At 67.2% G+C, this 16091-nt stretch carries 10 protein-coding genes; 5 read left to right on the top strand and 5 right to left on the bottom strand.

What is annotated here, in order from left to right:
• On the bottom strand, positions 1 to 1458 hold the full coding sequence (locus LOS8367_RS15890; RefSeq protein ID WP_085897527.1) for an oligosaccharide flippase family protein: 1458 nt from the start codon (positions 1456 to 1458) through the stop codon (positions 1 to 3).
• A gap of 192 nt (positions 1459 to 1650) precedes the next feature.
• Here LOS8367_RS15890 and LOS8367_RS15885 point away from each other — a divergent pair, with 192 nt between their 5' ends.
• From LOS8367_RS15885 to LOS8367_RS15875, 3 genes are all read left to right on the top strand, one after another.
• Complete coding sequence (locus LOS8367_RS15885) at positions 1651 to 3888, top strand: GumC family protein (RefSeq protein WP_085897526.1); 2238 nt, start codon at positions 1651 to 1653, stop codon at positions 3886 to 3888.
• A 510-nt stretch (positions 3889 to 4398) separates the two neighbouring features.
• A complete protein-coding gene (locus LOS8367_RS15880; RefSeq protein ID WP_085897525.1) occupies positions 4399 to 5010 on the top strand; it encodes a sugar transferase in 612 nt (203 codons plus the stop codon).
• Positions 5011 to 5031: 21 nt separating this feature from the next.
• Entirely contained in the window at positions 5032 to 5964 is a 933-nt protein-coding gene (locus tag LOS8367_RS15875) for a glycosyltransferase family 2 protein (protein ID WP_085897606.1), read from the top strand.
• A 49-nt stretch (positions 5965 to 6013) separates the two neighbouring features.
• Here LOS8367_RS15875 and LOS8367_RS15870 read toward each other — a convergent pair whose 3' ends face one another.
• From LOS8367_RS15870 to LOS8367_RS15855, 4 genes are all read right to left on the bottom strand, one after another.
• Complete coding sequence (locus LOS8367_RS15870; RefSeq protein ID WP_085897524.1) at positions 6014 to 8911, bottom strand: S8 family serine peptidase; 2898 nt, start codon at positions 8909 to 8911, stop codon at positions 6014 to 6016.
• Between the two features lie 444 nt (positions 8912 to 9355).
• Positions 9356 to 10210 carry a sulfotransferase gene (locus LOS8367_RS15865; RefSeq protein ID WP_085897523.1) on the bottom strand — a complete coding sequence of 285 codons (855 nt, stop codon included), beginning with the start codon at positions 10208 to 10210 and terminating at the stop codon, positions 9356 to 9358.
• A gap of 10 nt (positions 10211 to 10220) precedes the next feature.
• Positions 10221 to 11666, bottom strand: coding sequence for a hypothetical protein (locus tag LOS8367_RS15860; RefSeq protein ID WP_085897522.1), 1446 nt, complete (start codon positions 11664 to 11666; stop codon positions 10221 to 10223).
• A 238-nt stretch (positions 11667 to 11904) separates the two neighbouring features.
• Positions 11905 to 12501, bottom strand: a complete 597-nt coding sequence (locus LOS8367_RS15855) for a calcium-binding protein (RefSeq protein WP_085897521.1) — start codon at positions 12499 to 12501, stop codon at positions 11905 to 11907.
• A gap of 382 nt (positions 12502 to 12883) precedes the next feature.
• Here LOS8367_RS15855 and LOS8367_RS15850 point away from each other — a divergent pair, with 382 nt between their 5' ends.
• Positions 12884 to 14605 (top strand): hypothetical protein, encoded by a 1722-nt coding sequence (locus tag LOS8367_RS15850; protein WP_085897520.1) that lies wholly within the window; start codon positions 12884 to 12886, stop codon positions 14603 to 14605.
• A gap of 197 nt (positions 14606 to 14802) precedes the next feature.
• Complete coding sequence (locus LOS8367_RS15845) at positions 14803 to 16035, top strand: polysaccharide biosynthesis/export family protein (RefSeq protein ID WP_085897519.1); 1233 nt, start codon at positions 14803 to 14805, stop codon at positions 16033 to 16035.
• Positions 16036 to 16091 lie beyond the last annotated feature (56 nt).

The following is a 16091-nucleotide window of genomic DNA, read 5'->3' as shown; positions in this document are numbered from 1 at the left end:
TCAGCCCGCGAAGAGCCGGAAGCTGAACACCCGGCTGCGGGTCGCGGCCAGCGAGGCGACGCCCGCCAGCCCCAGCGCCAGCGCCATGCCACCGGCCAGCCGCAGCGTGTCGTCGTTCAGCAGCATCGAGATCGCCGCCCAGCCGGTTTCCAGCGCCACCGCGTAGACCGCCAGCAGTACCAGCGCGATCGCGGCGTTGCGCAGCGCCGGGCGCAGCGCCACCTTGCCATGCCGGCCGATCACCCAAAGCGCCGAGACCGAGGACAGCACCGCCACCGCCGCCTGCGCGCTGGCCAGCGCCACCAGCCCCTGGCCCGAGAAGGCGAGGATCGCCGCCAGCATGATCGCGGTCCAGACCATGTTGTAATACATGCCGATCCGGTTCGCGTGCCGAGCCGCGAAGACCGGCTCGATCAGATGGTTCCCGGCCAACCCCGCCGCGCGCACCGCCAGCGCCTGCAGCGCCGCGAGCGCTGCGAGGTATTCGGGGCGGAACAGCGTGCCGACGAGGCTTTCGCCCAGCACCGCGATGGTGATCGCCACGCCACCCATCAGGAAGACGTTCGCGCCCAGAAACCCTGCCACTTCCGCGCTCAAGGGCCGGCCGCCACGCGCCGCCTCGCCGAACCGCTTGAGCGCGAAGCTGCGCAGCGGCTGCGCGACGATGTCGACGGAAGCCATGGCGAGGCGGTTGGCAAAGCGGTAGAGCCCCGCCTCAGCAGTGCTAAACAGGAAGGCGAGGATCAGGTCCGCGCCGAAGGTCGAGAAGAAGCCCAAAAGCCGCGAGCCATAGAGGCCGCCGGCATAGCTGGTGGCCTCGCGCGCCAGCGCCGTGTCGAAGCGCCAGCGCGGTAGCCTTGGCACCGCCATGCCGAACATCGCCACGCCCAGAACGATGCGAATCGCGCGGTAGGCGACCAGCGCATAGAGCGACTGCCACAACACCAGCACCATGCAGCCGCCCGCGAGGCCGCCGAGATTGGTGGCGATCAGGATCAGGAAGTAGCGCCGCATCGACCCGGCACGGGTGAGCGCGGCCGAGGCCCAGCCGATCGCCGAGGCGAAGGGCTGCATCACCCCGAACAGCCGCAGCACCGGCGCCAGTTCGGGCGCGTCGAACAGCGCCGCGAGCGGACCCGCGAAGATCACTAGGAGCAGGCCGCCCACGGCGCCGATGCCGGTCATGATCCAGAACATAGTCGAGAGCAGCGCCTCCTCCTCGGAGTCGGAGGTCACGACGAAGTGGAAATAGCCGGTATAGGTCAGCATCACCACGAACTCGACGAAGACGATCGCCAGCGTGTAGACCCCGTAATCCGCCGCGCTGAGAAAGCCCGCCGCCAGCAGGGTGATCACGAAAGAGGCGATCTGCTGCGAGGTCAGCCCCAGCATCGAGATGACGGCGCCGCCGCCGCCGCCGCCATCACCGCGCCTGTTCGAGTGGCTTTCGCGGCTCATGAGCGAGGCCGGGTGCCGCAACCATGCGGCGAATACGAAATAAACTTCACTGACATGTGGACATCCAGTTCGGGGAGGTGTCCATGCTCTATCCGTCTCCCCCGCCCGAGTGCAACGAGGTTCGGCGGGGGCAGGTCGGGCTTTTGCGATGAGACTAATTTGTAAGCGGTATTTGATCGAAGAGGGTCAGGCATGGCGACCGATAACAGCGCATTCAATCACGGGACGTTCCTGTCCTCCGCGCGTCGGCAGGAGGATGCGGTACACACCCATGAGGAGAGCGTCGATCTGCGTGAGCTGATCGGCGCGTTGTGGCGCCGCAAGTGGTTCGTGCTGTTCTGGACCCTCGCTGCGGCGGCGCTGTTCTTCGCGATGACGATCACCAAGCCGGTGCGCTATACCGCCCAGGCGACGGTGATGCTCGACCCGCGCCAACAGCAGGTGGTCTCGGCGCGCGAGGAGGTGGTCTCGGACCTGCAGCTCAACACCGCGATCCTCGAGAGCGAGGTGGCCAGCCTGCGCTCGTCGGCGCTGCTCGAACGGGTGGTGGAGCAGATCGGCGTCGCCCGCTTCGCCGGGATCGATCCGGCCAATGCCGAGCCCGGCCCCGTGGCGCGGATCATCGGCGGCGCCAAGCAGGCGGTGCGGGGGCTGGTCGCGCCCGCGACGCCCGCGGCGCAGGGCGATGACGCGCCGCTGATCTCGGAAGAACGGCGGCGCCTCAGCCGGATCGTCACGGCGCTGCAATCGGGCATGTTCATCAACCGGGTCGGCGATTCCTACGTGATCCAGATCGCGTTGCAGACCGGCGATCCCGAGCTTTCGGCACTGGTCGTTAACGGTCTGGCCGAGACCTACATCGCCGAGCAGCTGCTCGACCGCCAAAGGGTGGCCGAGAACGCCACGCAATGGCTGTCGCAGCAGGTCGAGCGCCGGCGCGGCGAGGTGGTGGCCGCCGAGGCCGCGGCCGAGACCTACAAGAGAGAGCTGCTCGACACCGCCGGCGCCTCGGTCGAGGTGGTCCAGCAGCAGCTCGCCGAGTTGAACCAGCAGCTGGCCATGGCGCGCTCGGAGCGCGCCAATCAAGAGGCGCGGCTGCAGCAGATAGATACGCTGATCGCCGAACGCGGCCCGACCATCGCTGCCGAAACCCAGTCCTCCGACTACCTCGTGTCGCTGCGCCAGCAGCGCGACGAGATGCTGCGCGAGGATGCGCGGCTCTCGGCGACGCTGGGCGAGAACCATCCCGACCGGCGTGACATCGCCTCGGATATCGGCCGGATCGAGGCGGCGATCGCGGCCGAGGTGGCCAATATCGCCCAATCCTACCGCAACGAGATCGAGGTGCTGCTGGGGCGCGAGGCCTCGCTCGGCCGCGATGTCGAGGCGCTGGAACAGCGGCTCTCGGACATGTCGACCTCGTCGCTTCAGCTGCGTCAGCTCGAACGCGAGGCCGAGGCGGCGCGCACCGGGTTCGAGGATCTGCTGACACGTCTGGGCGAGATCCGGGCGCAGGCCGAGATCCAGCGCGCCGAGGCCAAGCTTCTGAACCCGGCGTTGATCCCGACCGGACCCTCGGCGCCGCGCCCCGTTCTGATGACCGCTTTCGGCGGCACGCTGGGCCTGACCTTCAGCCTGATCTCGGCGCTCCTGATGGAGCTGATGAGCGCGGGCTTCCGCCGCGCTGTCGAATTGGAGCGGGCGACCGGCCTCAAGGTGCTGTCGATGCTGCCCGCCGACCGGATCCGCCAGCCGCGTCACGTGCTCGCGCATCTCGACAAGGGCTCGTATTCCTTCCTTGGCGAACGGGTGCGGCAGCTGCGCACCGTGATCGCGACGCGTATCGCCGCCACCGCCGGGCCGCGCAGCGTCATGCTGCTCTCCTCGGTGCCGGACGAGGGCAAGACCACCACCGCGCTGGCGCTGGCGCAGTCCTATGCCCGCTCCGGCGTCTCGACGGTGCTGATCGACCTCGATACCCGGCGGCCCGTGCTGCATGACGAGGTGGGGGCGGTGTCGCAGGCCAGCCTGTCGGATCACCTGATGGGCGAGGCCTCGCTCGATGCGGCCATCGCCCGGTCGGACAGCCTGCGATTCGACATCTCCGGGGTCGGCGAGCACGACACATTGCTCTCGGACGGCATCGAGGCCAGTTGCATCGGCGAGCTGATCGAGGCGCTGAAGCAGCGCTACGACATGGTGATCGTCGACGCGCCGCCGGTTCTGGCGATGTCCGACAGCCTGAGCATCGCCCTGGCGGTCGATCACGTGGTCTATCTGGTGCGCTGGAAACGCACGCCGCGCCGGGTCGTGGCGCAGGGGCTGGTGATGCTCAAGAACATCGGCGTGGCGCCGCTGGGAACGGTGCTGACCATGGTCGACACCGCCCAAGATCTCGACGGCTATAGTAGCAGCTACGCCTACCACTGACCCTTTGCATGTCGTCGAAGCGCAACGGCTCGTCCCATCCGGGGCGGGCCGTTTTCGCGTTGGCGGAGCGACCCTGTCTCACAACCAGAGCGAATATGGCGAAAGATCGCCTTTAGATTGTGCTTTTAATGTCTGAAAACGCGTAGTAGTGGTGCGCTGCAAAATAGTCCAGCAAGTGGACAAATCGGATGGATGCCAGAGGGAAAGACAACCGACTGTTGCAAAACATAAATATGCATGAGTCGCGCTCTGAACAGGTCTGCTGGGTATCTCGGCAGATTTGTTAACAGGACCGGTGTAAGGCAGAACCAAGGCATGGACGACTCATCCAGAGGTTGTTCCTTGGGGTCGGCGCCGCCGATCACCGCGTGGCGACGGGCGTCCCCTCCGGCGGGCGCGCATTTTCGAGTGATGACGATTTTAAACGGTTTCAAGGATGTCGCGATGACATAATCTTCGAGCACCTCGATCGAGGCACTGGCGCTGCAGGAAGCGGCCTTCGACGCTCCGATGGGCTACAACCGCTTTGCCAAGCGGTTGCTGGATCTGGTTCTTGTGGCGATCCTTCTGGTCCCATTGCTGCCGGTGATCGGCACCCTCTATCTTCTGGTCCGCCGCGAGGGCGGGCCCGGCTTCTTCGGCCACGAGCGGGTCGGCCGCAACGGCGTGACCTTCAAATGCTGGAAGATCCGGACCATGGTGCCGGATGCCGAGGCGCGGCTTGCCGCGCTGCTCGCCTCCGATCCCGAGGCGCGCGCGGAATGGGAGCGCGACCACAAGCTGCGCGACGACCCGAGGGTCACCCGGCTGGGGGCGCTGCTGCGCAAGACCTCGCTCGACGAGCTGCCGCAGATCTGGAACGTGCTCAAGGGCGAGATGAGCCTGATCGGGCCGCGCCCGGTGACCGAGGCCGAGCTGTCGCGCTACGGGCATCAGAGCTGGGTCTATCTCTCGCTGCGGCCGGGCGTGACCGGGCTGTGGCAGGTGTCGGGCCGCAACGACATCGCCTATGACGAACGCGTGGCACTCGACGCGCGGTATCTGGAGCGGCTGTCGATGCCGCTGGATCTGAAGATCCTGATCCAGACCGTGGGCGCGGTGCTCAATCGGACCGGCTGCTGAATGACACTTTTCGCCGATACCATGACCGACGACGCGAATGACGGCCTGCGGATCGCGGTCGTCATCTGCTCGGTCGGCCGGCCCGAGGCGCTGGCGCAGCTGCTGCCATGGCTGACGCGCCAGACCAAGCGGGCGAGCGAGATCCTCTGCGTGGTGACGAAACCGGGTGACCTGCCGGACCAAGCGATCCTCGCGGCGGCGCAGCCCGCGGCGCAGGTGCTGTTCTCGGAAAAGGGCCTACCGCGGCAGCGCAATCGCGGGCTCGACGCGGTGCTGGATCGCTGCGACGTGGTGTTCTTCATCGACGACGATTACCTGCCCGCGCGCGATGCGCTGATCGGCATCGAGCGGGCCTTCATGGCGTTTCCCGACATCTCGGGCCTGACCGGCGCGTTGCTGGCCGATGGAATCCACGGCGCCGGTGTCGATCTCGTCTCGGCCGCCGCGATGATCGAGGCGGACGAGGCCGAGCGGATCGGCCGGGACGCGACGCCGCGCGCGCTGGAGCGCGACCTCGTCGGGCTCTATGGCTGCAACATGGCCTACCGCTCTGCCCGGATCGGCGCGCTGCGTTTCGACGAGCGCTTGCCGCTCTATGGCTGGCAGGAGGATGTCGATTTCGCCAGCCGCGTTCCGGGCGAGATGATCCGCACGGATGCGCTTCGCGGCGTGCATTGCGGCGTGAAATCGGGGCGCGACACCAACGGGCACCTGCTGGGCTACAGCCAGGTCGCGAATGTCGCCTACCTGATGCGCAAGGGCTCGATCCCGGCGGGGTTCGGCCTGCGGCTGATCGCGCGCAACATGCTGGCCAACCATCTGAAGATGCTGCGTCCCGAGCCTTGGGTCGATCGTCGCGCCAGGGCCAGTGGCAACTGGATGGCGCTTGGCGACCTGCTGCATGGGCGCGCCGCGCCCGAGCGCATTCTCGACTTCGCGGCGCGTCCGCGTTGATCTGGATCGGCACGGCCCTAGCGCCGCGCCGATCCTTGCGCCGAACGGGTCAGGCGAATTCGAGCGTCGTCTGCCCTTCGAGCGCCGCGAGCTCGACCCGGGAGAAATGGGCGATTTCGGTCAGGGTCCCGCCGTTCTCGACGAAAAGCGAGACGCCGCCACCCTTTTCCTCGAAACGCAGGCTGTCCGACCCGGCGGTGCCGCCTTGCACGACGACCCGGTCGTCCTCGCCGAAATTGTAGACCCGGTCGAGATCGTCGGACCGGGCGGCGAAGATGATCGTGTCGACCCCGGCGCCGCAGAAGAACGTATCGCTGCCGGTGCCGCCATCCATGCTGTTCGTCCCGTCCTGACCGAACAGCACGTCGTTGCCGGCGCCCCCAAACAGCATGTCGTCGCCATCCCCGGCAAAGAGCTTGTCCCGGCCGTCGCCGCCGAACAGGCGGTCGTTGCCGGCGCCGCCATTCACCAGATCCTGCCCCGCGCCGCCATCGAGCAGATCGTTGCCATCGGCGCCGATCACCATGTCGGCACCGGCGCCGCCATAGGCCTCGTCGTCGCCCGCGCCGCAAAACAACCGGTCGTCGCCCAGATCGCCGTGCAGATCGTCATCGCCCTTGTTGGAGATCAGCAGGTCGTTGCCGCCCTTGCCATCCAGCAGGTTGTGCAGGCCACGCGCGACCAGCCGATCCTCTCCCTCGGTCCCGAGCGCCTGATAATCGTATCGCGGCGCGGGGGCGGCAGGCGCCTCGGGCAGCGTCGGCTCCGGCTCAGGTGCCGGTTCCGGCTCTGGTGTCGGCGCCGGTTCCGGCTCGGGCTCGGGCTGGGGCTCCGGCGTCGGGGACGGGGTCGGCTCCGACACTACGGGCGGGGGTGGCGAAGCCTCCTCCTCGGCGGGGGGCGGCGTGACCGGGGCGGGCGCGGGCGGCTCGGCCGGGGTCGCGCCGCGGTTCAGGATGCCATCGAGATCGAAGCTCGCATCGCTGAAGACGAAAGCCTCGACATTGCTGACCAGGCTGCTCGCGGTGGCACCGCCGAGCTTGAATGAGAGATCGACGCCGCCTTCGCGGCTCTCGGCCGAAAGCAGCGCCGTCGAGGCGAGGTTGAAAACCAGACGGTCCGTCCCGGCGCCGCCATCGATGCGGTCGCGGCCGCCGCTGGCTTGCAGCGTGTCGTCGCCGCGCCCCCCGGCGAGGTGGTTGTCCGCCGCCGAGCCGATCAGCAGGTCGTTCGCGTCGCCGCCAAACGCGTTCTCGATCACGTTCGCCTGCAGGTCCAGCTTGGAGTCGCCGATCCGGCTCTCGGCCTGTCCCGAGAGATCGATCGCGATCGCATGGGTGACCATCGCGGCGTTGATCGTGTCGGTGCCGCCATCCTCATCGGTGAGCCGGGCCCGTGTCAGTTGCTCGATCGCGTCGTAGAAGCCCGAGGCGAACTCGTCATTGTAGAAATAGACGTCGTCGGTTTCCGGCGCGTTGCCCCTGACGGTCAGCTTGGCGCCGATCAGCGCACCGCTCATCGGGCCGCTGCCATTGTAATGGAGCAGGTCGGGGTTGCGGTTGTGGATGTCGATGGTCCAGCTGCCCTTGGAGCTTTCGCCGAAGACCGCGTTGGTGGTGAAGGGGAAGTTGAACAGGCTGCCGCCGCCGCCCTTGGCCTCGAAATCATAGACCAGCTGGCTGATCGTGCCGTCCGGGCTGGTGAGAAAGATCTTGAGATCGTTGGTGTGGCTCCATGGCAGCTTCAGCTCGAGCTGCGCGCTCTCCATCGTTACGTCCTCGGTGAACTCGATCACCGCCCGGATGTGGTCGTTCTGCCCGGCCGTCAGCACGAGGTCGCTGTAGCGCGTCTCGACCGCTTCGGTCAGCAGGTTGTCGAAGCGCTGCTGGCTTTGCCAGGTTTCGGCCAGCCGCACCGCGTCGTGGAGGTTCAGGTAGCCGAAGCCGAAGCTGTCGGAGAAATGCATGCCGCCGCCGTTGAAATTCGTTGCGGCGTTGGTGACCCAGCCATAGCTCACCGAGGAGGAGGTGCCGAGATCCTCGGCCCGGGCGGAGAGGGCGAGGATCTCCATCACGTCCCGATAGCCGAGTTGGTCGTTGGCCTCGAGGATCACGGCCGCGGCTGCCGAGACGATCGGCGCCGAGAACGAGGTGCCGGACATCATCCGCACGCCGCCGCTATAGGGCTCGCTGGTCATGATATCGACGCCGGCGGCGGTGATCAGGAGATTGGCGCCGAACGAGCTGAAGGCGGCGGCGTTGCCATCCTTGTCGGTGGCGCCCACGGCGATGGTGAAGGGCGAGTTCTGGTAGCCGTGGTAATTCGAGGACTGCGAATAGGCCGCGTTGCCGGCGGAGAACACGACGACGGTTCCGAGCCCGTCGCGACCATCGCGCACGGCCGTGACCAGCGCCTCGTGGCCATTGGTGCCGGGCAGCAGGTTGTCCTGAAAAGCGCGGCTGTAGCTCCAGCTGTTGTTGAGCACGTCGACGGTCCGGCCATGGGTGACCCCGGCCTCGACCTGCGCGACGACGTTGTCGGCGTTGTAGTCGAGCGCGAAGCTCGCCACCTTGGCGCCATGGGCGACGCCGACGGTGCCGAGGCCGTTGCCGCGTTCGGCGGCGATGACGCCCGCGACCATGGTGCCATGCGCGTCCGGATAGGCGCTGCGGTCCCAGACCGGAGTGGTGCCGCCGGTGCCGAGATCGATGTCGCGGCTGGCGTCGTAGTTGTCGTCGATATCGCCATGGGCATAGTTGATGACCGAATCCAGCACGCCGACGGTGATGCCCGCGCCGGTGTAGTCCACCCAGACGGATTCGGCGTCGATCGACATCTTCGACAGGTACGGGCGGTCGAAATAGTACTGCGCCCCGGTATTCGGATCACTGAAAGAGGAATTCGGGGCGAGCGGCGGCGGCAAAATCGGCGAACTGAACTGAGACATCTGACCCTCGTACTCATTCTTCTTGTCGTCACGCCTCGTTCATTCGGACGCGACTTGCCCGGCTTCTGCCCGACCACGCCAAAAGACCCGCCAAACAAGGCATCCCGGCGACCGAACTGCGCAGCCGCGATGGCGGGATTGAGAAACGCGAGTCACGTTTGATCGGTCCGCGCGGACCGCATGGTGCCGCGGTTGCTGGATGCCGAAGGGGCTGCGAGGCGCTGGTCCCTCGGCGACGAAGATTTCCCATGGCGGGAAGAGGAGGCTCGCCCGCATGGCAAACATCACCCTTGGGTTGCAGTAACGACAATCGTTACAATCAGGTGCGTACCGCTCCCGATGCGGCGGGGCACCGGGACATATTGCGGATCACGGCCCGGCCTAGCGGTCCGACAACTGGCGCCGGTACTGGACCGAGGACGGGTCCCCACGGTTTATGGCGGGTTAAGATTGAGGATTGCTTAAATCCGGATGCGGGCCGGGTTCCGGCTGCGGCCCCGAATTCGCCATGAACCGTTCGGCGAGCGCGCCATGCGCCGCCTCGCAACGCGAGGCCAGCTCCGCCGACACCCCCGCCACCGGACCCGATTCGACCGGGCGATCGCTTGGCTCGATTTGCGTATGGCTGGCGCTTCGGGTCGGATCGCCGCCGCCGCCCTTCTGCGTCGCGCGGTGACTGACATAGCTGTTGGTGAGCGGCGGTTCGAGCCGGAGCCAGGCGCCCAGCCGGGCGACGGTCGCATCGGGATCGCGCAGCAGCGCCTCGGAGGTCACGCCGAACCTGCGCGTGGCGGGAAACCGGTCCCAGTGGCCGCACAGGGTCTCGACCCGCTCGGCGTAATAAAGAGCGGCGGCCTCGGCGCTGCGGTATTGATGCATGTCGGTGCGTCGCGCCAAGGCCTCGATCGAACGGATCGCCGGGGCCGGGGCGCGCAGCATGAACAGCGCGCGCGCCCCGAAGAACGGCGCATCGGCGGCGGCGTCGAGGTGATCGTGCAGCACCTTGTCATAGAGCAGGTCGGCCCTGAGCGAGAGGGCCCGACGCAGCGCGAGGTTCACCACGACCTGCCCGAGGCTTTCGGCTCGGCCATGCGGCACGTGGGTTTCGCCGTAACCGGTGATCCGCGGATGGCTGCACAGCACGTTCGACAATGCCGTGGTCGTGGCCCGCATATGCGACAGCATCAGCAGGCAGCTGTCGTAGCGCGCCTGCGGGGCATGCGCGGCGGTGCGGGCGGCGATGCGCTTGATCCCGTCCCTGAGTGTGGCGCGGTCTTGGGGGCGTCGAACCAGCTGCACTTGGAAAATCCTATTCCTTGGCAAAGAGGGGCCCTGCGTCACCGGCCGGCTCGGGACGGGCAGTCGTCGCGATCGGGGCGGCACGGCGGTTGCGCAGCCGCGCGTGGGCATAGAGCCCGGCGGCCACCCCCGCCATCGCGTAGAAGGGCGTGTCGAGATTGGGGTAGGGGCGGGCGATCATCGCCTGCAGCACTATCGCCATGCAGCCGCTGACCATCGCGGCGCCGGTCCGAGTGACGGCGCTGTCCAGCCCCCGCAATCCGCGGCCCAACGTCGCCAGCGCCAGCAGGAACCAAAGCTGCAGCAGGCTGCCGGGAAGGCCGAAGCTGCCGAGATTGGTCATGATCCAGCTCGACGCCCTGACGCTGCCGATCCCGATGCCAAGCCCGTGGCTGTCGGCGAAGTTGCGCAGCGCCTGCATGTTCCAGCTCATCCGCTCGACGCCGGACTCGCTGTCCATCTTGTTGAAGATCAGCGTGTCGAGCACGATCGGCACGCTCGGCACGAAGTTGTAGATCAGCACCACGCCGCCGATCGCCAGCGGGATCGCCATGCTGAGCCCGAGATAGAGGCTCGCCACGCCCTGCACCCGTGCCGCCGAGCGGATGTGCCACAGCAGGAACAGCCCGGTGAAGCTCACGAAGGCGACGATTCCCGAAGTGGACATCGAGCGCAGCAGCAGCAGCGCCACGACGATCAGTGTCGCGAGCGTCCAGCGCCCGCCGCGATCATCGAACCAAAGCTTCAGCCAGAAGCCGTAGAGCCCGACCGTATAGAAGGCATAGGCCGAAGGCTCGGGAAAGCCGCCGATCAGCCGCCGGATATCCATCAGGCGCTGATCGTCGAGCATTGCGTAGTTCATGGTGCGAAAGCTCTCGAGCATCCATGGCATCCCGGCGGCATGGCTGCCCAGATCGACGAAGGACACCGCCGCATGCACCATGGTGGAGATGGTCATCGCGCGCAGCGCCTGGTCGGGGCGGCCCCAATAGGCGAAGGCCGCGGCCAGAAGCACGTAGGACGAGACCGACAGCGCGAAGCGGACGAGTTGGCCGATATTGCTGCCGGTCGGGCGCAGCGGCGCCAGCAGGAAGCTCAGCCGTCCCTCGATCTGGCCGAGGGTGAAGAACTCGGTCTGGCCGCTGAACACCCGTGGCAAGAACACCGCGCCGATCGTCGCCAGCACCATCAGCAGCATCAGCGGAAAGCCGGGGCGGGTGGGGCGCATCGTGCCGAACAGCCGCGCGAAGCCCACCGGGCGGCCGAGGCAGGCGGCCCAGAGCGCGACGACGCAAAAATCGGTCAGGGACAGGTCGCCGAGACCCGGGAGCGACAGGGCGGCGGCGCTGCGGAAGGTCATCGAGGCGAAGAACACCCATAGCCCGCGCACCGGGCCGAGCCAGAGGATGGCGGCGAACATCAGCAGGGCGATGGGCGTAGTGGTCGGGTGCAGCATGCGCTCGCCGATAAGATGATTTGCTCTGTCGGCGTACACGTATAAGGTCGTGAGCCCCAGCCCCTAAACGCCCCCGCGGCGCCGATCCATCACGATTTGTCCGTTTCCTGGGCAGGCCGCGATACGGGGATGCGGATCCCGGCACGCCGGGATCGTCTCGTCTCGGATCGCGCCCCATGGCGCGGCGAAAGCGCCACCTTCCGGTGGCGCTTTGCCGTGGTCCGAATGCGGGACGGGATCAGATGAAGTCGATATCGTCCGTGGTCAGAAGCGCGTTGTGGAACAACACCGTGGTCTCGCCGTAGATCAGCTTGGTGTGACCAGCCGCCGTCTGCGTCAGGCTGTAGGTGCCGCCCTGGGTGAGCTCCACCGCGTCGATGCCGACGGCGAAGTCGAACACGTTGTCGCTGCCATCGGCCTTGTCGAAGCGGAAGGTATCGGCGCCGACCGTGCCGTCGAGCGAACCGTTGCTGTTGTCGCCCCAGAGCCCGTCATTGCCGTCGCCGCCATAGATGATGTCGTCGTCATCACCGCCGACCACGGCGTCGTTGCCCTCGTTGCCATAGAGCGTGTCGTTGCCGGCGCCGCCGAACACGAAATCGCGGCTCGCCCCTGCGTCGACGAAGTCGTTGCCGTCGCCGGCATTGATCACGTCCTGGTTGTGGCCGCTATAGATGATGTCGTCGCCACCCTTGGCGTAGATCTGGTCGTCGCTGCCGGTCGAGCGGATGGTTTCGGAATTGTTGGTCGCGTAGATCCGGGCCGGCGCGACGCCGATTCCCGATGCATTGATATCGCCGCCGTTGCCCTGGACGATGTTGGGTTGGATGGCCATTCGTCGTTACTCTAAAAATGTCTCTTCTTGACGGAAGCCGCCGCGAGGTGGTTCAGGACCGTGCTCAGGGAGCACCCGTTAAAGTGCAGACCGCTAACTAGAACAATTACTAGCGGTTGTATTATAGGGTGATCGCCCAAAAACAATCAAGTATTGCCTGACTTCTGCCACAATCTCGTGCGCCGCGAACACAAGTAGAGACTCATTCGCTAACAAATCCCTTATGTATCTCAGCGACTTGGTCGATGATCACGCGGATGTGTCCGTGGACTATCCTTGGAGGGTTCCTGAACTTCAGGCGCCGCCTATTGTCTGGGGACACCGCGCGACGGCAGAAGGCAGGCGCCGAACGATCCTTAGAAAACCGTTCAAGGACAGTGAGATGAGATCTATCTCGGAGAAGGCGCGCCAAGCCGTATGGCCGGTTCTGGCCTGTCTGCTGGCGCAGGCTGCGAGCGCGGATACGGCGCCTATCGTTTCGGCCAATTCCGGATTCCAGGCCGGTCCACACCATCAGGTTGAGGGGCGCCTTGATGCGCTCGGCCTCGATTCGCTGCGCGACGGCGTGGTCTGGGGGCGGATCGAATCGCAGCCCGGGATCTACGATTTCGACCGCCCGAACCAGGGCGGCATCGCCATGCTGATCGAGGCGGGCCGGGTCGGATCGATCACCGTCTATCCCCGCAACCCGATCTATGAATCCGGCAACACGCTGATGGGCGAGGAGGGGATCGCGGCCTTCGCGCGATTCGCCTCTCAGTTGAAGGAGCGCTTTCCCCAGATCGACACGATCCAGGTCGGCAACGAGTTCAATTCTGCCTCGTTCCAGACCGGTCCGGCGCGCGAGATGGCGCCGCTGGAACGGGCGCGCCTGCATGCGAGGCATCTCGCCGCGCTGGCTTCGCAGCCGGAGCTCGAAGGCGTGCGGATCCTCGGCGGCTCGACCCATTCGATCGCGGCAGGCTATGTTTGGGAGGTGCTCGATGCCGGCGGCGCGACGCATATGGATGCGGTGGCGGTGCATCCCTATACGACGCCGGCTGAGCATATCCCCGGCGAGTTGGCCGTCCTGCGGCGCCACCCGGAGATGGCGGGGCTCGAGATCGAGGCGACGGAGTTCGGCACGACCGATCTCGACGCCGCGCCGGACCTGTTCTGGCGCAACTACTGCATGATGGCGATGGCCGGGGTGCGCCGGGCCGTCTGGTATTCCCTCGAAACCCGCGGCGACGGCTATGCCGCGATGCTGGGCGAGGATTTCGGCCTGACCCCGGTCGGCAGGGCGCTGATGCTGGCGCATGAAGAGGCGCAGGGTCGCGAGGTCGAGCCGTTCCGGCCCGACCCCTATACCTATGGCTGCCGCTTCGGTAGCGAATTGGCGGTGCTGTGGGGCGAGCCCCGCGAGGTGCAGATGCTCGATGACGGCATCGAACTGCTGACCGGCGCGCTGGAGCCGGTCGCGGGGCGGCCTGTGCTGGACCCGGAACGGGTGCTGGTACTGCGCGCGCCGGGCGGCACGGTCGATCCCTATGCGGATCTCGTGCTCGGGCCCCATGATCTGCGTGCCGACAGCTACCACGAGTTCGAGCGGCCGATCGCAGGGGGGCGGGCCATGGATCGCGACACGGCCGGGTTCGATCGCTACGTGATCCGCGATGGCCGGATGTACGACCTGTCGACTTGCCCGGGCCAGCAGGCCCCCGGCACGCCATGGCGGCCCTATCTGTGCAACGCCGATCTGCCGCGCTTCGTGCTGAAGCCCGAGGACTTCACCCTCGGTGGTCCGGTCTCGCTGGTGCATCGCTACAACCCTGCCGAGGCGGGTGCGCTGATGGTCGAGGTCGAGATCGGCATGCACCGTATCAGCCGCAGCGGCGTCGGCGTGGCGCTGCAGGTCGAGGGGCATCCGCATGAGCGCCGGGTGGTGGAGCAGGGCGCGGAGCGGCTGGTCTTCGGCCCGTTCGATGCCCGGCCCGGCGCACCGGTGCATATCGTGATCGACCCTAATGGCGATCCCGGCGGTGATATCGGTACGCTGCGGATCCGGGTGCGCGATGCCGGTCCCGCGATCTCGCCGATGGGGCCCGAACTCGCGCCCACATAAACCGTCTATACATCTTGACCGTGTGCCATGCTGCAGCGTAGCAATCACAGCGAGCGTGGCCCGGGTGGCGTCCGCTCTGCCGTTCCGCCGGCCCGACGGGTTGGCGGCGGCGACCGGTGCCATCCCTGAGGCGCCTTGTTGTTTACGAGGTATCGCAGCCGCCGGTTCCGGGGGCCTGCAAGAGAACGAGTTTTGCCATGATCCGCCTTACCCTCCCCGGGCCCGCTCGCCTTGCTGCCATCATGCTGGCCGTCTCGCTGGCCGGAGCCCCGCTCCAAGCGGTCCCTTACCGGCTGATCGCGGGCGACCGGATCGAGATCGCGCATGCGGGGATGGAGGCGCCGGTCCAGCTTACCGTCGACACGGACGGGCAGGTGCGGCTGGCGGAGATCGGCGGCATCGACGTGATCGGCCTCACCCTCGACGAGGTCGAGGCCGAGATCGCCGCCCGGGTGGGCGAGGCCGGGCTCTACGTCGATGCGCGGGTCAACGTCGTGGTCGCGGATTACGCCCCGGTGGTGGTGACCGGCGACGTGGCGGCCCCCGGACGCTACGACTACCTTCCCGGCATGACCGTGGCCGTCGCCCTCGCCACCTCTGGCGGCAGCGAGACGCTGGGGTTGAGCCAGCTCGACCTCGCCCGGACGCGGGCCGATGCCAAAAGCCTGCTCGAGACGCTGAACCTCGACATCGCCGGCGCCGCGGCGCGGCTGGCGCGGCTCGAGGCGGCGCTGGAGGAGGCGCCACTCGAGACGCTGACGCCCGAGGCGGTGCGCGGGCAGGTCCCGTCGCCCGGTGCGGTGCCGTTGCAGGCGCTGGTGGAGACCGAGCGCGCGCTGCTGCGAACCGAGCGCGAGCGGGCCGAAATGCTAATGACCTCCTGGGAGGAAGAGATCCGCACGATCGAAGCGCAGAAGCAGCTCTTTGACGAGCGCATCGTTCTGCAGGAAGAGATCGTTGCCAACACCGCCGAAGCGTTGCGCAACGCGCGCGAGCTGCAGGAGCGGGGCCTTCGGACCACCGCGAGCCTCAGCAGCGCCGAGGAGCGCGCCTCGGATGCGCAGGCCCGGGCGCTGGAACTGGAATCTGCGCAGATCGCCGCGACCCGCGCCATTTCCGACGCGCGCCGCGCGCGCGCGCAGTTCCTCGCCGACCGGGAGCGGACCAACCTCGCCGATCTGCAGTCGGGACGGATCGAGATCGACGGGCTGCGGCTGCGCCATGCGCGCGCCCTCGAACAGCTCGCGCTCTTGAGCGGGGGCGGGGCGGGGGCGTTGCTCGATGCCACGACGGTCGATCTGGGCTACCGGCTGCTGAGTCCGCGCCCGGGCCGGGACGAGATCACCGAGATCGACGCGCAAACCCCGCTTCTGCCGGGCGACACGCTGATCGTGACCGTCACCTCGCGACCGCTCGACATCCCCAGCTGAGCCGCGCCGCCGTTGCGCGTACGGTGCCGACACCGCGATTTAGCGCAGCTGAACCA

Source organism: Limimaricola soesokkakensis (assembly GCF_900172345.1).
Classification (GTDB): domain Bacteria; phylum Pseudomonadota; class Alphaproteobacteria; order Rhodobacterales; family Rhodobacteraceae; genus Limimaricola; species Limimaricola soesokkakensis.
This window is presented reverse-complemented; position numbering and strand designations above follow the sequence as displayed.